Annotated in this window: 19 protein-coding genes; 10 read left to right on the top strand and 9 right to left on the bottom strand. The window is 70.7% G+C overall.

Features of this window, described 5'->3' with window-relative positions; genetic code table 11:
• Window positions 1–54: 54 nt before the first annotated feature.
• Window positions 55–393 (top strand): hypothetical protein, encoded by a 339-nt coding sequence (locus tag DFJ67_RS26870; RefSeq protein ID WP_147315612.1) that lies wholly within the window; start codon window positions 55–57, stop codon window positions 391–393.
• On the opposite strand, the gene DFJ67_RS26875 is transcribed toward DFJ67_RS26870, so the two are convergent.
• Window positions 348–1,559, bottom strand: coding sequence for an MFS transporter (locus DFJ67_RS26875; RefSeq protein WP_147315613.1), 1,212 nt, complete (start codon window positions 1,557–1,559; stop codon window positions 348–350). The genes DFJ67_RS26870 and DFJ67_RS26875 overlap by 46 nt on opposite strands.
• A gap of 261 nt (window positions 1,560–1,820) precedes the next feature.
• Between DFJ67_RS26875 and DFJ67_RS26880 the strand changes: the two genes are divergently transcribed.
• Together DFJ67_RS26880 and DFJ67_RS26885 are read left to right on the top strand one after the other, a co-directional pair.
• The gene (locus tag DFJ67_RS26880; RefSeq protein ID WP_116070574.1) at window positions 1,821–2,879 is read left to right on the top strand and encodes a PrpF domain-containing protein; all 1,059 of its coding nucleotides are present in this window, start codon (window positions 1,821–1,823) and stop codon (window positions 2,877–2,879) included.
• A complete protein-coding gene (locus tag DFJ67_RS26885; RefSeq protein ID WP_116070575.1) occupies window positions 2,876–3,829 on the top strand; it encodes a VOC family protein in 954 nt (317 codons plus the stop codon). Before DFJ67_RS26880 ends, DFJ67_RS26885 begins: the two co-directional genes overlap by 4 nt.
• Before the next feature lie 57 nt (window positions 3,830–3,886).
• On the opposite strand, the gene DFJ67_RS26890 is transcribed toward DFJ67_RS26885, so the two are convergent.
• The gene (locus DFJ67_RS26890) at window positions 3,887–4,489 is read right to left on the bottom strand and encodes a TMEM175 family protein (protein WP_116070576.1); all 603 of its coding nucleotides are present in this window, start codon (window positions 4,487–4,489) and stop codon (window positions 3,887–3,889) included.
• Between the two features lie 87 nt (window positions 4,490–4,576).
• Between DFJ67_RS26890 and DFJ67_RS26895 the strand changes: the two genes are divergently transcribed.
• Together DFJ67_RS26895 and DFJ67_RS26900 are read left to right on the top strand one after the other, a co-directional pair.
• Window positions 4,577–5,230 carry a Type 1 glutamine amidotransferase-like domain-containing protein gene (locus tag DFJ67_RS26895; protein WP_116070577.1) on the top strand — a complete coding sequence of 218 codons (654 nt, stop codon included), beginning with the start codon at window positions 4,577–4,579 and terminating at the stop codon, window positions 5,228–5,230.
• A complete protein-coding gene (locus tag DFJ67_RS26900; protein WP_116070578.1) occupies window positions 5,227–5,634 on the top strand; it encodes an ASCH domain-containing protein in 408 nt (135 codons plus the stop codon). The genes DFJ67_RS26895 and DFJ67_RS26900 overlap by 4 nt, the downstream gene beginning before the upstream one ends.
• Here the strand turns inward: DFJ67_RS26900 and DFJ67_RS26905 are convergent.
• Window positions 5,631–6,431 (bottom strand): siderophore-interacting protein, encoded by an 801-nt coding sequence (locus DFJ67_RS26905; RefSeq protein ID WP_116070579.1) that lies wholly within the window; start codon window positions 6,429–6,431, stop codon window positions 5,631–5,633. The genes DFJ67_RS26900 and DFJ67_RS26905 overlap by 4 nt on opposite strands.
• Window positions 6,432–6,517: 86 nt before the next feature.
• On the opposite strand from DFJ67_RS26905, the gene DFJ67_RS26910 reads away from it, so the two are divergent.
• Window positions 6,518–7,027 (top strand): P-loop NTPase family protein, encoded by a 510-nt coding sequence (locus tag DFJ67_RS26910; protein ID WP_116070580.1) that lies wholly within the window; start codon window positions 6,518–6,520, stop codon window positions 7,025–7,027.
• Here the strand turns inward: DFJ67_RS26910 and DFJ67_RS26915 are convergent.
• Window positions 6,969–7,640: an alpha/beta hydrolase gene (locus tag DFJ67_RS26915; RefSeq protein ID WP_116070581.1), complete on the bottom strand. Its 672-nt coding sequence runs from the start codon at window positions 7,638–7,640 to the stop codon at window positions 6,969–6,971. The two genes, DFJ67_RS26910 and DFJ67_RS26915, sit on opposite strands and share 59 nt — an antisense overlap.
• A gap of 2 nt (window positions 7,641–7,642) precedes the next feature.
• The gene (locus DFJ67_RS26920; RefSeq protein WP_239096976.1) at window positions 7,643–8,476 is read right to left on the bottom strand and encodes a patatin-like phospholipase family protein; all 834 of its coding nucleotides are present in this window, start codon (window positions 8,474–8,476) and stop codon (window positions 7,643–7,645) included.
• A gap of 53 nt (window positions 8,477–8,529) precedes the next feature.
• Here DFJ67_RS26920 and DFJ67_RS26925 point away from each other — a divergent pair, with 53 nt between their 5' ends.
• Window positions 8,530–9,294, top strand: a complete 765-nt coding sequence (locus DFJ67_RS26925) for a DUF427 domain-containing protein (RefSeq protein WP_116070583.1) — start codon at window positions 8,530–8,532, stop codon at window positions 9,292–9,294.
• Here DFJ67_RS26925 and DFJ67_RS44415 read toward each other — a convergent pair.
• Together DFJ67_RS44415 and DFJ67_RS26935 are read right to left on the bottom strand one after the other, a co-directional pair.
• Complete coding sequence (locus DFJ67_RS44415) at window positions 9,273–11,306, bottom strand: ArnT family glycosyltransferase (protein WP_116070584.1); 2,034 nt, start codon at window positions 11,304–11,306, stop codon at window positions 9,273–9,275. The genes DFJ67_RS26925 and DFJ67_RS44415 overlap by 22 nt on opposite strands.
• A 60-nt stretch (window positions 11,307–11,366) precedes the next feature.
• Entirely contained in the window at window positions 11,367–12,824 is a 1,458-nt protein-coding gene (locus tag DFJ67_RS26935; protein WP_147315614.1) for a hypothetical protein, read from the bottom strand.
• A gap of 183 nt (window positions 12,825–13,007) precedes the next feature.
• On the opposite strand from DFJ67_RS26935, the gene DFJ67_RS26940 reads away from it, so the two are divergent.
• Genes DFJ67_RS26940 through DFJ67_RS26950 form a run of 3 tightly spaced genes read left to right on the top strand, consistent with a single transcriptional unit; the run spans window position 13,008 to window position 14,867 of the window.
• Window positions 13,008–13,895, top strand: coding sequence for an alpha/beta fold hydrolase (locus tag DFJ67_RS26940; RefSeq protein WP_116070586.1), 888 nt, complete (start codon window positions 13,008–13,010; stop codon window positions 13,893–13,895).
• Complete coding sequence (locus tag DFJ67_RS26945; protein ID WP_116070587.1) at window positions 13,892–14,176, top strand: ScoMcrA-related endonuclease; 285 nt, start codon at window positions 13,892–13,894, stop codon at window positions 14,174–14,176. Before DFJ67_RS26940 ends, DFJ67_RS26945 begins: the two co-directional genes overlap by 4 nt.
• 10 nt (window positions 14,177–14,186) lie before the next feature.
• On the top strand, window positions 14,187–14,867 hold the full coding sequence (locus DFJ67_RS26950; RefSeq protein WP_116070588.1) for an alpha/beta fold hydrolase: 681 nt from the start codon (window positions 14,187–14,189) through the stop codon (window positions 14,865–14,867).
• A gap of 7 nt (window positions 14,868–14,874) precedes the next feature.
• Here DFJ67_RS26950 and DFJ67_RS26955 read toward each other — a convergent pair whose 3' ends face one another.
• Together DFJ67_RS26955 and DFJ67_RS26960 are read right to left on the bottom strand one after the other, a co-directional pair.
• Window positions 14,875–16,572: a putative glycosyltransferase family protein gene (locus DFJ67_RS26955; RefSeq protein ID WP_425321077.1), complete on the bottom strand. Its 1,698-nt coding sequence runs from the start codon at window positions 16,570–16,572 to the stop codon at window positions 14,875–14,877.
• A gap of 87 nt (window positions 16,573–16,659) precedes the next feature.
• Window positions 16,660–16,986 carry a YciI family protein gene (locus tag DFJ67_RS26960; RefSeq protein ID WP_116076679.1) on the bottom strand — a complete coding sequence of 109 codons (327 nt, stop codon included), beginning with the start codon at window positions 16,984–16,986 and terminating at the stop codon, window positions 16,660–16,662.
• Window positions 16,987–17,003: the final 17 nt, after the last annotated feature.

Raw genomic sequence — 17,003 nt, forward strand, 5'->3', positions numbered from 1 at the left:
CCCGCCTCCGGCGGGCTGTCCGGGTGGCCGGCGCAAGCCGGCACCCGCCCCGTGATGCCGGTCAATTGGCGGCTGTCGGGGTGGCTGGCGCTGGCCGGCGTCTGCCTCGTGATGCTGGTCAATTGGCGGCTGTCGGGGTGGCTGGCGCTGGCCGGCGTCTGCCTCGTGATGCTGGTCAATTGGGGGCTGTCGGGGTGGCTGGCGCTGGCCGGCGTCTGCCTCGTGATGCTGGTCAATTGGGGGCTGTCGGGGTGGCTGGCGCTGGCTGGCGACTGCCTCGTGACGCCGGTCTACTGCTGGCTATCGGGATGGCCGGCGCAAGCCGGCACCCGCCTCGTGACGGCGGTCTACGGCCGCCCGGCGCTGGCTGGCACCTTCGCCTCGCCGCGGTAGACGATCGTCATCGCGACGATGCCCAGCACGCTCGCGACCGGCGCGAGGGCGAACCCGGCGCGCAGGTCGGTCGCCGCGAGCTGACCCGTCAGCGCCGCACCGGTGGCGCTGCCGACGGTGAACGCGGTGACGATCCAGGCGAACGCCTCCACGACCGTGCCCGGCGGGGCGAGCCGGTCGGTGGTCAGGAAGACCGCGGTCAGCACCGGTGGCAGGGCGACGCCGCTGAGCGCGATCAGCACGGCCATCACGCCGAGGCCCGGCATGATCAGCAGCGGCAGGTAGCCGACCAGGAAGGCCACCGCGAGCATGGGCAGCCGGGCCGGGCCGCCCGTCTTGGCGCGGGTGTAGAGCAGCCCGCCGGTCAGTGCGCCGACCGCCTGCGCGGCCAGCAGCCAGCCGCTGAGCCCGCGGTCTCCGGCGGCCTCGGCGTAGCCGGTGACGGCCACCGGGATGCTGCCGACCGCCGCGCCGAGGCAGCTCACGCCGAGGATCAGCACGACGAAGCGGGGCACCCGCAGCGGGCCGGCCCAGTGCCGGGGCGCGGGCGTGCCACGCCAGACCCGGACCGGTCGCGACAGGGCGAACACGGTCGCGCCGGCGACCTGGCAGGCGGCTGCCGCGACGAGCCCGGCCGGCGGACCGGCGATCGCGACGGCGGCCAGCGTGACCAGGGGGCCGACCACGAAGATCACTTCTTGCAGCGCGATGTCGAGCGTGTAGGCGGCCGGGACCGCCGGCGGTGGCACCAGCGCCGGCCAGAGCGCCCGCAGGCAGGCCTCCAGCGGCGGGGTGCCGAGCCCGGCGAGCGCCGCACCGACGATGGTCACGGCGAGGTCGCCGCCGCCGGCCGCGACGGCGAGGAAGCCGATGGCGGACAGTGAGGTCGAGCCGTAGAGGACCGGCGGCTGCCGCCAGCGGTCGACGGCGCGGGCGAGCAACGGGGCGCTGATCGCCATCCCGGCGGTGTAGACGGCGACGACCAGCCCGGCGAGCACGAGGCTGACCGACTCGCGGGCGAACAGCAGCAGGGCCAGCGGCCCGGCGGCCAGGGGAAGGCGGCCGACCTGGCTGGCGGCCAGCAGGGTGGGCACCCGCGGCGCGCGCAACACTGCGCGGACGCCGGGCGGCGGCGTGGTTTCGGCAGTGGGCGTAACTGTAGACATAGGACATCGCTCCCGGATGTCGAAGGGACGTGCGGACGCAGGAAAGGTCCGCGCGTCAGGGAGCGAAGTCGCCGCGCTTGTGGTCGTCGCCGTAGAGCGGCAGCGGCGGAGTGATCCAGCGAGCGAAGACGGCCGCGGAGATCACGCCCGCATTCTAACCGGCTCGGCGCCGAGCCGCCGCCCCGTGGGTCAGCGGTCCATCGAGATTGACTGTGATCATTCGGGCCGCTAATTTCGGACCGTCAGGGAGGAAGCTGCCCCATGAGCGCTGACAGCGACGGCGTCCGCTGCATGCAGCTGCGCGGGGGCAGTTCCAAGGGCGCCTACTTTCTCGGCGCCGACCTGCCCGCCGACCCTGACGCGCGGGCCGACCTGCTGCTGCGGATCATGGGTTCGCCCGACGAGCGGCAGATCGACGGCATCGGCGGCGGCCACCCGCTGACCAGCAAGGTCGCCGTGGTCAGCCGGTCGACCGACGACGGCGCCGACGTCGACTACCTGTTCCTCCAGGTGGTGCCCGACCGGGCGATCGTCACCGCCGCGCAGACCTGCGGCAACCTGCTCGCCGGCGTCGGGCCCTTCGCCATCGAGCGCGGCCTCGTCGCGGTGTCGAGCGAGACCACCGAGGTGCGGATCCGGATCATGAACCCCACCATCGGGTACGCGCGAGCGCGCATCAGCACGCCCGCCGGCCGGGTGCGTTACGCCGGCGACACGGTCATGGCGGGCACCCCGTTCCCGGCCGCCCCGATCGAGATCGAGTTTCCCGGCAGCGACCGGCCGCTCTTCCCGACCGGCCGCCTGATCGACCGGTTCGCCGGCATCGAAGTCACCTGCGTCGACGCGGGCATGCCGGTTGTTCTCATCCGCGCCAAGGATCTCGACCTCGACGGCACCGAATTACCGGCCACATTGGAAGCATCCGCAATCCGATCCACTGTGGAGGAAATTCGCCGCGCGGCCGGCCCTGCGATGGGCCTTGGCGACGTCACCGACACCACCGTCCCGAAGATCACGATCTTCGCACCGCCCCGGCATGGCGGCGCCATCACCACCCGGACCTTCATCCCGCACCGGGTGCACGCGGCGATCGGTGTGCTGGGCGCGGTCTCGGTCGCCGCCGCTGTGCGCATCGAGGGCACGGTGGCCGCCGACTTAGCGCCACCCGGCCCGCTGGTGCGCATCGAACACCCGACCGGCACCTTCGAGGTGGCCGTTGACGTCGACGGCACGCGCGTCAACGCGAGCAGCGTCATCCGCACCGCCCGCAAGCTGTCCGACGGCCTCGTCTGGCCCCGCACCGGAAAGGCCACCGGATGACTCACGACCCCGACCGCCGCCGCGACATCGCACACGTCGGCCCGGTCGAGCTCTTCACACCCCTGCTCGATGAATCGCGTGATTTCTTCGTCAACCAGATGGGCCTGCGCGAGGTGCATCGTGACGCGACGTCGGTCTACCTGCACACCTGGGACGACTACCAGTCGTGGACTCTCCGGCTGATCCAGCGCGAAACAGCCGGCATCGGCCGCACCTATCTGCGAGCCGCGAGCCCTGAGGCCCTCGACCGGTTGATGGCATCGACGGGCCCCCGTCGCACGGTCACCGACGCGCGCGGCCTGGGTGAGGTGCACCTCGTCACCGACCCCGACGGGCACGAACTCGGCGTCTACTGGAACGTCGAGTGGTATCGCGCCGACAACAGCGACCGCCCGGCCCTGAAGAACCAGGCGGCCGCCTATCCGGGTCGCGGTGCCAACCTGCGCCGGCTCGACCACGTCAACTACCTGACCGCCGACGTGCCGGCCACCGCCGCGTTCCTCAGCGACACCCTCGGCGCCCGCTGCACCGAGCAGATCGTCAAAGACGACGGCACCCCGCAGGCGATCTGGTATTCGCTCGGCAACAAGACCTACGACCTGGTCTACACCGAAGACTGGACCGGCAGCCGCGGCCGCCTGCACCACATCGCGTTCGCCACCGACACGCGCGAAGAGATCCTGCGCGCCGCCGACGTCTGCCTCGACGCTGGTGTGCACATCGAGACCGGGCCACACAAACACGCGATCCAGCAGACCTTCTTCCTGTACGTATGGGAGCCCGGCGGCAACCGCATCGAGCTGTGCAACGCCGGTGCGCGGTTGATCCTCGCGCCCGACTGGAAGACCATCAGTTGGACCCGGGAAGAGCGGGCCAAGGGCCAGGCGTGGGGCCTGAAGACCATCGACACGTTCCACACCCACGGCACCCCGGTGGTGCCGCACCCATGATCATCGACTGCCACGGCCACTAAACGACCACGCCCGCCGGGTCGATCCGCGACTGCGCTAGGCGTTCTCGGCTTCCTTGACCACCCGGTCGATGCGGCGGTCCGGGACGATCCAGAGCACCGCGCCGGCGACGAAGCACATCAGGGCGACGATCACGCCGGCCTGCCCGAGCAGCAGGGCGCTGAGGATCCCGGCGAGGTAGAGGCCGGCCGAGATCTTGCCCTTGGCGTCGTTGCCGATGGCCCGGAGCAGCGGCGACTCCGGGCCCTGCTGGCGGATGATCACCGCTTGCAACACGAAGTAGGCGACGGCGGCGCCGACCAGGCTCAGGCCGTAGACGACCACCGGGGTCTGCGCGAACCGCGACTCGTCGAGCCAGGCCGTGGTGAACGGGAACAGCGAGAGGGTGAACAGCAACCCCAGGTTGGCCCAGAGCACTCCACCGCTCACCTTGCGTACGAGGTGAAACATGTGGTGGTGGTTGTTCCAGTAGATGCCCAGGTAGACGAAGCTGAGGCAGTAGGTGAGCAGGCTGACCCCGGTCGTGTCGACGAGGTCGGCCAGGTGGTGGCCCGTCGGCACCTTCAACTCCAGCACCATCACCGTGATGATGATGGCGAGCACCCCATCGCTGAACGCCTCCAGTCGGCTGGCTGGCACAGGCCCCTCCCGGGTGGTCTCGAATGTGTCACCAGTCGAGACCAGGCGGCGCGCCGATTTGTGACAGTGGTGCTAACGTCACGCATCGTGAAGCTTCTTCTCACCTCCGCCGGGGTCAAGAACGCGAGCATCCAGAACGCACTGGTCGAGTTGTTGGGCAAGCCGATCGCCGAGTCCCGTGCGCTCTGCATTCCGACCGCGGCCTACGGGAATCCCATGATCACTCCGGATGGGCCGTGGCGGTTCATCTCGGGGACGTCGCACCTGCCGATGGTCGGGCTCGGCTGGAAGTCGGTGGGAGTGCTGGAGTTGACCGCACTGCCCAGCATCGGTGCCGAACGCTGGGTGCCCTGGGTGCGCGAGGCAGACGTGTTGCTCGTCGGCGGCGGTGACGCGACTTATCTGTGCCACTGGATGCGCGAGTGCGGCCTGGCGGAACTGCTGCCGTCGCTGCCCGAGACGGTCTGGGTGGGGTTGAGCGCCGGGAGCATGGTGCTGACCCCGCGGGTCGGCAAGGAATTCGTTGAGTGGCCGGCACACGCCGGCGACGACAGCACACTGGGGATCGTCGACTTCTCCATCTTCCCGCACCTGGGAATGAACACGATGGAGGAAGCGGAGAAGTGGGTGGCCGCCATCGGGGTGCCGGGCTACGCGATCGACGACGACACGGCCATCAAGGTGACCGACGGCGAGGTCGAGGTCGTCTCCGAAGGGCAGTGGAAGTTGCTCACCCCGTGAACGTCGACGACCTTCCGGTTCTCGAACTCGCCGCGCCGGGGCCGGAGCGTGACTCCGGTGTCAGCGCGATCCTCGCCGGCACCAAGACGGCGATGACCGGTTTGCCCGCGTTCCACGAAGAAGGGCTGCCCGCGGCCGGCGACCGGTTCTGCCTCGTCGACTCCGCCGGGCGGCCGGTGGCCGTCATCGAGTTGACCAGCGTCGAGACAGAGCCGATCAGGGCCGTCACCGACGACTACGCGCATGCGGAGGGTCGCGGCTACCGCGACGCCGCCCATTGGCGTGCCGCCCACGAGGAGTTCTTCCGCAGCGAGTTCGTGGCGGCGTTCCTCGGGGGCGTGCCCGAGATCGACGACGAGACGCTCGTGGTGACGCAGCGCTTCCGCGTGGTCGACCGACCCTAGTCGATCTTGCCAATCGGTTCGCGCTTCTCCGCCTGGAAGACGTCTTCGGTGCGGCCGCGGGCCCAATAACCGGAGATCGAGATCGCGTCGCGCGGGATGTCGCGGTCACGCAGCAGGCGGCGGATCGCCTTGACGGACTCGCGTTCGCCGTGTGCGAAGACCTGCACGGGCTCCGGCCACGGCCCGCCGTCGATCGCGCGCGCGAGGAACCCCGCGTCGTCGGGGTCGGGGTTGACCAGCCAGTTGACCGTGACCTGTTCGGGGCATTTCAGGTCGACGATGTCGGCGTCGCCGCCGATCTCGATGTAGGCGGCTCCACACGCGTTGCCGGGCAGCGACTCCAGCGCGGCGGTGATCGCGGGGAGCGCGGACAGATCGCCGGCGAACAGGTGCCACGCGGTGGTGGGGTCGGGCGCGTAGCCGCCGCCGGGGCCGGACAGGACGAGTTGGTCGCCGGGGGAGGCCTGCATCGCCCAGACGGCGGCTATCCCGGTGTCGCCGTGCGTCACGAAGTCGATCGCCAGCCGCTTGGTGGCCCGGTCGCACCACCGGACCGTGTAGGTGCGCGTCACCGGCCGCTGATGTGGCGGCAGGGCGGCGAGGTCGTAGGGCGGTTCGAGACCCAGGGCCGGGTCGGCGAACAGCAGCTTCACGTAGGCGTCGGTGTGCCCGTTGTCAGCGAACCCGGACAGCGAGTCACCGGTGAGAACCACGCGTACGAGATGGGGGGTGACCTGTTCGGTCGACACCACCGCGAGCACGTGCTGCGCTCGACCTTGCCGCACAGGTGTCGTCATGCCGCACCTTCCCGTCGCCCAATTTGCTTAGGCTACCCTGCGCTCAAACGACGCCGCCGCCTGACGGATGACCAGGGGGAAAGCCGGTGGACAGGGTCGCGATCGTCGGCTGCGGTGGAAGCGGCAAATCCACCGTCGCCCGGCGGCTGGCCGCGATCCTCGACGCGCCGCTGACGCACCTGGACGCGATCTACTACGACGAGGGGTGGCGGCCGATGCCGCAGGACGAGTTCGCGGCTCGACAGCGCGAGCTGGTCGTCGCGCCCCGCTGGATCATCGAAGGCAACTACGCCAGCACGCTGCCGGTCCGGCTGGCCGCCGCCGACACCGTCATCTTCCTCGACCTGTCCGCCGCCGCCTGCCTGTGGGGCATCATCCAACGCCGGCTGCGGCACGGTGGCGGTCAACATGCGGGCGGCGTCTACGACCGGATCACCTGGAACTTCATCCGCTATGTCGTCGGTTACCGGCGCACGATGCGCCCGCGGGTGCGGCGCCTGATCCGTGAACACGGACCGCACGTCGACCTGATCGTCGTCACGAGCCGCCGGCAGGCGAACCGGTTAGCAGCTGGGCGACCGCCGCGGGCCGCGTGACCATCGCCAGGTGGTCGGCGTCCAGGCGGTGCACCCGCCAGCCGCGTTGTGCGGCCTCGTCGGCCGTGGCCTGGTAGGCGGCGCTGAGCTGCACGTAGGTGTGGCCGGCCGCGTCCCACCGACGACCTGGCGCGGGCAGCACCTCCGAGACGACGCTCCACGGCAGTTCGGGCAGGTCGCGCAGTGCCCGGCGCCGCGCCGGGTCGGTCAGCAGCAGGTCGTCGGCTGGGAACCAGGTGTCCCACCGCGGCAGCCGTCCCGAGACCGCCACCTCCCGCAACCACCGAGCCCGCTCCGGCGGCAACGACCCCAGCCAACTCGTGCCCGGGTGCGGCAGGCGGGCGTCCAGGAAGACGACGTCGCCGCCGACCGCCTCGACGATGCCAGGTAGGTATGGGCCGGCGCGGCTGTGTCCGACGACCACGTGGGCGGTGCCGGTGGCGGCCGCCGCCGCGCAGACCGCGGCGTGGAACGACGGCGCCTCGATCGACGGGCGAAGGTCGAGCAGCACCACCCGCCAGCCCGCCGCTTCGAGGTGAGGCAGCAGGGCCTCCCACGTCGCCGGGGTGAGCAGCGGGCTGTGGACCAGCAGCATCGTCTTCGGGGCAACCACGCCTAGCGCAGCCAGACCGCCGCGACCTCGCCGGCCAGCCGGCGGCCCTGCTCTATCGCGGCCTCGATCGCCGGCTCCCAGCGGGTGGCGTCGAGCACGTTGGGGCCCAGCGCGGCCAGCACCGCCGCGTCGGGTGCGAGCAGCGAGACGGCCGACCCCTGACGGAGCGCGTCGAGTTCGGCCGCCGGGGCGCCGCGCATCCGGACCGGCGCCAGCGGTGCGAGCACGACGACCCGCTCGGCGCCCTCGGCCAGGTCGGCGTTGGTGCCCGAGCGCACGCCGCCGTCCACATAGCGCACGCCGTCGATGGTCACCGCCGGGAAGATGCACGGCACCGCGCAGCTCGCGGCCACGGCGCGGTGCAACGGGACATTCGACTCGCGGTCCCACGCGACCGGTTCGCCGGACTCCGCCGAGACGGCCGTCACGATCAGGCGGCGGGCCGGCCAGTCGCCGGGTGGCAGCCGGCGGCTCAACGAGGCGACATAGGGCTCTTCCGCGCCGACGTCGGCGGCCAGGGCGAGCTCGCCGACGCGTACCCGAATCTGGGCTGGATCGCGGGTCTCGTCACTCAGGAGCGCGAAGACCTCGGCACCGCGCGCCCAGTCGGGGTGGATCGGCGGGTCGTCGGCGCCCATCCGGGCCTCCAGCTTCGCGCCGTCGACCGGGTCGATGCCGGCGGCGATCAGCGTGCCGGTGACCGACCCGGCCGAAGTGCCGACGATCAGGTCGGCGTCGGTGAGGTCGACGCCGCCGTCCCGCAGTCCGATCAGGAGTCCGAGCTGCCAGGCGATCCCGGTGATGCCACCGGCGCCGAGCACGAGAGCGTTGGCCACGGACAATCCCTATCACGCGGTCGTGAACGCGCCCGGCGCCCTAGGCTGGTCGGATGGGCGACTTTCCGCAGATGGCCGCCGAGACGGGCCGTGTCGAGCCGGCACCGCGCCGGGTCCGCGGCACGCTCGGGGGCCAAAAGATCTTTGACACCACTGCCGCGTTGTACGTGTGGGAGTGGCCGAACTACCCCCAGTACTACATCCCGGTCGGCGACATCGCGGCCGAGTTCCTCGTCGACGAACAGCACGAGCAGCACCTGCGCCGGGGGACCGCGCGGCGGCATGGGCTGCGGGCCGGCCTGGCGGAGCGACCGGCCAGCGTGCGGATCTTCACGGACGAGGCGCTCGCCGGCTATGCCCGCTTCGACTGGGACGCGTTGGACGCCTGGCACGAGGAGGAGGAGCGGATCTTCGTCCACCCACGCAACCCATACGTCCGCGTCGACGCTCTTCGGTCACACCGCCACGTCCGGGTCGAGCTCGACGGGGTCGTGCTCGCCGACACCACCACGCCGGTGCTGGTGTTCGAGACCGGGCTGCCGACCCGCTACTACATCGACCGCGGCGATGTGGTGTTCGCCAACCTGACCCGGACGCAGACCCGGACCGCCTGCCCCTACAAGGGCGTGACCAGCGACTACTGGGCGATGGGCGGCACCGACATCGCGTGGTCCTACACGTTCCCGACCAGGCAGCTTCAGCCCATCGCCGACCTGGTCGCCTTCTACAACGAGTTGGTCGACACGTTCGTCGACGGCACGCTGCTCGAGCGCCCGCGTACCCATTTCGTGCGTTCTCAGGACGGGTCGCAGCGGTAGACGGACTGGGTGTCGGTGACCGGCACCGTGGTGCAGGTCGACTGCACCCAGACGGTGATCGTCGAGTCGCCGCCGCCGCGGCCCATGCGCTGCCCGCCGAGGAGGAAGTAGTGCAGCTCGCCGGTCGCCACCAGCGACTGGACCTCGGCGAGGGTTGGTTGGGGCACGGAGCCGCTGAACCCGCCCATCGGCATAAACGGCAGCCCGGTCGCCATGATGTAGGAGCCGGCCGACGTCCACGAATCGGTGGCCGCGACGAACCTCGCGCCGTCGCGGTGGGCTTCCAGGTAGTCGACGAGGGTCTGCTGCGCCGCGGTCAGGGTGTCGCTGCCGCCACCCGGGCCGGCCGCGGCGCCCGGCGCTCCGGCACCTCCGCCCGGGCCGCCCGGGCCGCTCGGGCCGCCGGGGAAGCCGCCCGCGCCGGCCGGTCCTGGTCCAGGGGGAAAGGCGCCCTGCTGCCGCGAACCGTCGGCGGGTGGGAAGGTGCCGCGCCCCGCCTGATCGTTGCCGGCGCGGGTGAAGCCACCCGGACCGCTGCGACCGCCGGGCCCGGCTGACGCGTCGAAGGCGCTGCCCGCGTAGCGACTGTCCAACACCGACCCCGCCCACGCCGAGGGCACCGCCACCATCGCGACCACCCCGGCGACCAACCCGGCCACGAGCAATCGGTTGCGTAGCCGCCGTGCCAACAGCAGCACCGCCAAGGCCAGGACGCCGACTCCGACCACGACCCAGACGAGCCAGGATAGGAAGGCCGGCTGTTGCCGGGCCAGGTAGACGGTCCACGCCACCTCGGCAACGATCGCGACCGGGAGCGCCCACCGCGCGGTCCCGTCCCGGTAGCCTCGCCAGAACAGCACGATGCCCGCGGCCGACAGCGCCGCGACCGGCGGTGCCAGCGAAGCCATGTAGGCAGTGTGCGGAATCGAGATCCGGCTGAAGACCGCGGCGAACGTGGCCAGCCACAGTCCCCATAGGACGAATCCCGGGTCGCGCCGGTCGCGGACCAGTCCGTAACCGAGTGCCAGCAACGCGAGTGGGTAGAGCCAGCCGACCTGGGTGGCGTACCCCTGGCTGAGAAGTTTGGTCCATTCGGTCCCGCCACCGCCGGTGAACATCGACTGCACCGCGCCCGGCACGTCGACCCCGAATCGGCTCAAACCGTTGTAGCCGAACACCATCGAGAACGCGTTGTTGGTGGAACTGCCGTCCACAAAGGGCCGATCGGCGGCCGGCGTGACGGTGTAGAGCAGCACCCAGGACAGCGACACTGCCACCATGACCGCGCCGGCGATCGCGAGGTGCCCGAGCCGGCGTCGCCAACCGGTGGGTGCGAGCAGCAGGTAGGTGATGGCCAGCGCCGGCAGCACGATCCACGCCTGGAGCATCTTGGCCTGGAAGCCGACGCCGACCCAGAACCCGGCCCACAGCAGCGACCGCAGCCGGGCGGTGAGCACCGCGCGCTGGAAGGCGTCGGCCGCGAGAACCAGGCACATCGTCAGCATCCCGTCTTCCATCGGATGCCCGAACATGGACGCGGTGATCGGCGTGAGCGTGAACAGCCCGGCGGCGATCAGCCCGGCGGCGGGCCCGAGCCAGCGCCGTACGACGCGATACATGACGAGGACCGCGACGACGCCCTCGATCACCTGCGGCAGCGTCAGTGACCACTGGTGATAACCGAAGATCCGAGCCGACAACGCCTGGGGTACGAACGACCCGGCCAGCTTGTCGATCGTGATCGTGGCGCCGGGGTCGAGCGCGCCGTAGAGGAACGCCTTCCAGCTCACCGACATGCTCTTGACGGCCACGGAGTAGTAGGTCGCGTAGCCGCTGGTGGTGAGGTGCCAGGAGTAGAGGACGGCAGCCAGGGCCGCGATCGCGAGCAGGGCCGGCCGTGCCCAGGCCGGCTGCCCCTGCGGCGACTGCCAGAATCGCAGCCACTGCGGCCGCTCCGGTCGCGGCGCAACCGCCGGCTCGGCACGGTCCGTCACCACTTGGGCGTGAGTCATCGCGGCTCCCAGCTGCGTTTCGTGGCATTTGCCGCTCGACAGTCTGGAACCCCTACCCCGTCAAAGAATGGGAACCGCCTGTGCGCCACCTGCGAGTCTGGGATCGCGGCTCGGCCCGGCCTTCTCCGGGCCGACGACGATCAGTTCCGTGGTCGTCAACAGGACGAGACGGTCGCCGTCGATGACCATCGCGCGGCGGGCCTCGGGCACATGCCACAGGGTGCGACCGCTCCGTGAGTCGTGCAGCGAGATTCCGTCGGCGGTGGCGACGACGGACTGGTCCAGCGCCCACGGTCGGATATGCGTCGGCCCCGGCAGGCCGAGCGCGCGGGCGTCCGCGCCATCACCTGTCCGGTAGCCGCGGCCATCCCAGGTGGTGCCGCCGCCGACGGGATGTTCGCCCGGCGACAGCCGGTATGCGACGCGGCCGGTGTATTCGTCGATGACCATCGCGCCGGCCTTGTCGGGGAGCACAGGATCGCGCCCGAGCAGCGGCGGTAGGTCTGAGTCGTGCCGGCAGCCGTGCGCGTCGCGGTCGGCTCGGGGATCGTCCCAGACGAACGGCTGGCTCCACACCACCAACTGCTCGGCCTGGTTAAGGCCCTTCCTCGGCGGCCGGTCCTCCAGGAGCGTATCGCTCGACGACATGGCCAGCCCGTAGGCGACCGCCGCGCAGGAGGCGTCAACCGGCGCGGTGACGGCTACGGTGCGATGCTCGGTGCGCATCACGTACGCGATCGGCGCGTTCGGCTTGGATCCGATCTGGACAGTCCAGTCGGCGACGACGTCGGCCGTCACCGGTGGATCGGCCGTCAGGGCGAACACCAGCCGCGCGCCGGGACCCCCGTAAACCACGAAGGGGTTGGGCCCGTCACGGGAAGCGGCGAAGTCCGTGCCGGTGCCGGGGTCGGTCACGCCGAGCATCCACGTGACGCCAGGAACCCGCCAGGATCCCTGTTTGGTCCCTTGCCACTCGTTCAGGCTCAGCACGTCACATCCGCCGGGTCCGCACGTGGACACGAACAAGGCCTCGCCGGTCCCGATCGGCTCTTGGCTGCTGACGTGCACGTGCCCGCCGCGCGGAGGATCGGGCAGCGCGGCCCGCCACCACTCCGCGCCGTCGTGGAGGCCGAGGACCAGCACGGCCGAGGGCTCGCGACCGCCACCGAGCACGATCAGGGCGCGGCCGCCCGCACTGATGAAGGCCGAATGCCCGCCCGGGCCCGGGTTCGTCAGCGCGAAGGCCGCCGGCAAAATCGCGATCCATAGCGGCTTGCCGTCGCGGCCGATCCGGGCGACCCGGTCGCCCGCGCCGATGAGGCCCAACTGCGGCACGAACAGCGGCCACTCGCCCTTGGCATCCGGCGGAACCGGCAGCGCGCTGCGGGAGAGTTCGACGAGCGGTCCCTGTGGGTTCAGCAAGGTCGGCGGGTCAGGCATCGACAGACAACCCGCCGCGGTCACGGCGACCAACACGCCAACCGCCAACACCCTGATCCGTCCCCGAAGCCGGCTCATGAGCCGACTTTAAGGCTGTTCTGGGCGGTTGCTGACGCGCTGTCCGGATCGTTACCGACCCCTGTTCGTCGCGTTATGGAGCGGCTGGCTGGCGTGGCGCACTGGCCAGTGGCGGATGCGGGCGACAAGCGCTCGCGCGCAGGCTTTTCGCATGAGGCCCGTCGACCGCGAGGAGGAAGACCGATGAACGCCACCCATCACCGCTATGCCACGGTTCGCGGTCGGCAGATGTTCTACCGGGAAGCCGGGCCGGTCGACGCACCCGCGATCGTATTGCTGCACGGGTTTCCGTCTAGCTCGTTCATGTTTCGCGACCTGATTCCGGCGCTCGCCGATCGCTATCACGTCGTCGCGCCCGACCACATCGGGTTCGGGTTCTCCGACGCGCCGACTGTCGAGGAGTTCGACTACACGTTCGCCGCGCTTACCGAGCACACTGCTGACCTGCTCGGGCAGTTGGGCATTTCCCGGTATGCCATCTATGTGCATGACTATGGTGCGCCGATCGGGTGGCGGCTCGCACTCGACGACCCGAACGCCATCACCGCGATCGTCACCCAGAACGGCAACGGCTACGACGCCGGATTCGTCGACGAGTTCTGGAAGACCGTGCGGGCCTACCAGCACGAGCAGACGCCGGAGACCGAGGCCAACATCCGGCAGGCGCTCACGCTGGAAGGGACCAAATGGCAATACCTCACGGGCGTACCCGATCCCACTCTGGTCAGCCCGGACACGTGGAACCACGACTACGCGCTGATCAGCCGGCCCGGCAACGACGAGGTGCAACTCGCGCTGTTCCGCGACTACGCGACGAACCTGCGGTTCTACCCGCCGCTGCACGAGTATCTCCGCGAATCGCAGGTGCCCGTGCTCGCCGCCTGGGGCCGCAACGACCCGATCTTCGGCCCCGATGGCGCCCGCGCTTTCCAGGATGACTCGCCGGACGCCGACATTCGTCTCATCGACGGCGGGCATTTCCTGCTGGAGTCCAGTGGGGACGAGGTCGCCGAGCTCGTGCACGACTTCCTCGACCGGACCCAGACCACATCGAAGGTGGGATCGCGATGACGCACCCGAATTGGGACCAGGTGAAGAAGGACCACGTCGTGCGGGCGATGAAGGAATACGACCGCCTCGGAGCGGAGAGCTTCTTCGCCACGCACGGTTTCGCGCCGACGACCACGTACTCCCTGGTCTGGAACAAAAATCAATATCCGCCGAAGGCGATTCTGGGTACGGCCTACGAGTTCGCCACCGGCCAACGACTCGCGTCGCCGGACTTCGAGGGCGGCCGCAGTGGTGCGGTGAAGGTGCTCGGGGAGCTCGGTTTCGACGTCGAACACAGGTGAGGGAGCAACGGTGTCCGCCAACGTAGTTCTGGTGCACGGCGCTTGGGCCGACGGCTCGAGCTGGACCAAGGTGATCGACGGCCTGCGCGTCAACGGCGTGATGGCCGTCGCGGCCCCGCTGCCGTTGACCTCGCTGCCGGAAGACGTGGCCGCGCTCGACCGCACGCTCGAACACGTCGACGGCCCGGTCGTGCTGGTCGGCCACGCCTACTCCGGCGCGGTCATCTCGTCGACGGAAGACAAGAACGTCGCGGCGCTGGTGTATGTGGCCGCCCTGGCCCCGGACGAGGGCGAGACGGTGGCCGACGTCTTCTACCGGGCCGAACCACACCCGCAGGCACCCGAGATCGGCCCCGACAGCCACGGCCTGATCTGGTTGCCGGAAGACGCCTTCGCCACCGCCTTCGCACAGCACGCGACGCCGGCGGAGCAGGCGGTGCTGGCCGCGACGCAACGCCCGATCGCCGCGGAGTCCATCGGGGTGCAGCTCATGCGTCCGGCCTGGAAGGACCGGCCGAGCTGGTTCCTGGTGGCCGAGGACGACCGCATGATCCCCGCGGAGACCCAGCAGTTCATGGCGAAGCGGATGGGTGCCCGCGTGCGCACGGCCCCCGTCGACCACGTCCCGATGGTCACGGCCCCGGACACGGTCGTCGACATCATCATGGAAGCGGTAGGCGAGGTCGGCTAGCCGGCGATCATGCCGGGTCCAGCAGGTAGACCACTGCCTCGGGGGTGTCGACGCGGCGCACCGAAAGCCCGTCGGTGCGGCCCTCCAGCGTCGCCTCATATGGCGTGCCCTTGACCGCGGCGCGGACCACGACGACGCTGCGCACCCCGGTCGCCCGCAACAGCGCGACGCTGTCCGCGTCGGGGAAGTGGCTGGCCGCGTCGCGGATGCTGGCCTGCCGTTGCGGTGTGAAGGCGGCCGCGCCGTTGACCATCGGCGGGAAGCGGTCGGTCGCCCACATCATCGGGATGCCGTCGATCGTCGCGCCGCTGGGCAGCACCAGCAGCGGCGCCGGCGCGGTGGCCAGGGCCGCCGGGGCCGCGGGGACGTCCGGGTGCGGCATGCGGTTCAAGCCCTCGGCCACCAGGAGCAGCGGCAGCAGGGCCAGCGCCAGTCCCACCGGCCGGGCGCGGACGCGTTGGGCCAGCGCGGTGACCGTGCCGGCCGCCAGCACCGCGAGCAGCAAGGTGGTCCAAATGACCAACCTGCCAGGGGTACGGATGCCGTCGAAACCGGGCAGCACGTAGAGCAGCCCGTAAGTGGGGCGACCTCCCCACGGGCCTTGGGTGCCCATCCCGAGCACGATGCTGGCCACGACGCCGGCGGCCAGCAGCAGCCGCTGGCGCAGTGTCCACACCGAGATGACGAGGCCGAGCGCGGCGAGGGCGTACAACGTGAATCCGGGCAGCAGCGACGTCTCGCCCCGGTGGCCCAGCGCCGCGCGGGCGCCGGCGTGCATTTCGCCCCACACGATCGAGGTGCCCGGCGAGGTGAAGAAGCCGCGCAGCGGCGGCGAGGCCCACTGGAGGTTTTCCCAACTGCGCCGGACGTAGGGGAACTGCTCGGCGACCGCGAGGTAGGGGCGGGCCATGAACGCGGCGACGGCGAGGAACACCGCGAGCCCGGCGCCGTCGGCGAGCAACAACCGGCGGGGGAGCGGCGGCCGGCGCCGGAGCCAGGTGGCGGCGGCCACGACGACGACCAGGCCCAGCGCGTAGCCGAACGGGACGCCGATCCCGAAGCCCAGAGACAGTTGCCAGGCTGCGGCGCACCATCCGGCGAGCGCCCAGCCGGGGCGGGCCCGCTCGGGCCGGTAGCCGTGCCGCAGCGACCAGCCGTGCCCCCGGGCCAGCATGGCCAGCGACAGCGCGATGCCGCCGGTCGAGAGCACCTGGAGGTGCCCGGCCTGAGCCAGCCGCCAGGGCGCGCACGCGAACGCGATCCCGGCCACCGTGCCGGCGAGGCGGCCGGCGCCGAGTTGGCGGACCAGGGCGTAGGCCCCGACGAACGCCAGCGCGCAGACCAGCACGAAGACGATGTTGTAGCGCACGAGCGCGGCGACCGGGCCGGTGCCGATCAGGCCGGCCGGCGCGTACCCCAGAAGGGTGTCGGTGAATGCGAAGCTGTTGGGTTCGGGATGGAACGCGTTGGCCTGCCACAGGCTCAGTGGGTCGGTCCGCAAGGCGTGGCCCGACCAGGCCATCTGCCAGGCCTGCATGGTCGGGTCGCCGGTGTCGGACGGGATCGTGCGGGTGGGATGGCGCAACGTCGGCCAGGTCATCACCGTCGCCAGCGCGAGCGAGCCGACCACGACCAGTGTCCACTCGTGCCAGAGCAGAGCCCAGTGCCGAGCCTTGCGTTCCGTTGGTGGAACCGACTCCACCACATCGACGACGTGCGTTGGTGCTGCCCCCGTGATAACCACGGTGCAGACAATGTCACCGAAGTCGTACACAAGGGATCGGCCGAAGGACTACTCCTGCAGCGGCCACACCTCCACGACACCCTGTGCGACCGCGCACGGGGTACGCGACGCGATCTCGACGGCGTCGGCCAGCGTCGCGGCCTCGATGATGGAGAATCCCGCGACCGGAAGCGCCGCCTTCATGAACGCACCGTCGTCGGTGGTCACCTTCGCCCCGTCATGGTTGCGCACTTGCACCGGCGTGCCCGCGATGCCCATCTCGACGCCCTGCTCGCGCATGCGTGCGTCGTGCGCGTGTGCCGCGTCACGCACGGACGCGTCGGTGCGGTCATAGCCGGCCTGGTCGCCGTAGCCGATCGTCACAAATCTAGCCACCACAGAACTCCCTTCAC

Origin of the sequence: Asanoa ferruginea, assembly GCF_003387075.1 — a bacterium.
Lineage (GTDB): Bacteria > Actinomycetota > Actinomycetes > Mycobacteriales > Micromonosporaceae > Asanoa > Asanoa ferruginea.

What these genes read in the sequence shown, in the direction of transcription:
- DFJ67_RS26870 (WP_147315612.1), top strand. Translation starts at nt 55, where the DNA reads ATGCCGGTCAATTGGCGGCTGTCGGGGTGGCTGGCGCTGGCCGGCGTC.
- DFJ67_RS26945 (WP_116070587.1), top strand. Translation starts at nt 13,892, where the DNA reads ATGACGCACCCGAATTGGGACCAGGTGAAGAAGGACCACGTCGTGCGG.
- DFJ67_RS26935 (WP_147315614.1), bottom strand. Translation starts at nt 12,824, where the DNA reads ATGAGCCGGCTTCGGGGACGGATCAGGGTGTTGGCGGTTGGCGTGTTG.
- DFJ67_RS44415 (WP_116070584.1), bottom strand. Translation starts at nt 11,306, where the DNA reads ATGACTCACGCCCAAGTGGTGACGGACCGTGCCGAGCCGGCGGTTGCG.
- DFJ67_RS26880 (WP_116070574.1), top strand. Translation starts at nt 1,821, where the DNA reads ATGAGCGCTGACAGCGACGGCGTCCGCTGCATGCAGCTGCGCGGGGGC.
- DFJ67_RS26925 (WP_116070583.1), top strand. Translation starts at nt 8,530, where the DNA reads ATGGGCGACTTTCCGCAGATGGCCGCCGAGACGGGCCGTGTCGAGCCG.
- DFJ67_RS26875 (WP_147315613.1), bottom strand. Translation starts at nt 1,559, where the DNA reads ATGTCTACAGTTACGCCCACTGCCGAAACCACGCCGCCGCCCGGCGTC.
- DFJ67_RS26940 (WP_116070586.1), top strand. Translation starts at nt 13,008, where the DNA reads ATGAACGCCACCCATCACCGCTATGCCACGGTTCGCGGTCGGCAGATG.
- DFJ67_RS26885 (WP_116070575.1), top strand. Translation starts at nt 2,876, where the DNA reads ATGACTCACGACCCCGACCGCCGCCGCGACATCGCACACGTCGGCCCG.
- DFJ67_RS26905 (WP_116070579.1), bottom strand. Translation starts at nt 6,431, where the DNA reads ATGACGACACCTGTGCGGCAAGGTCGAGCGCAGCACGTGCTCGCGGTG.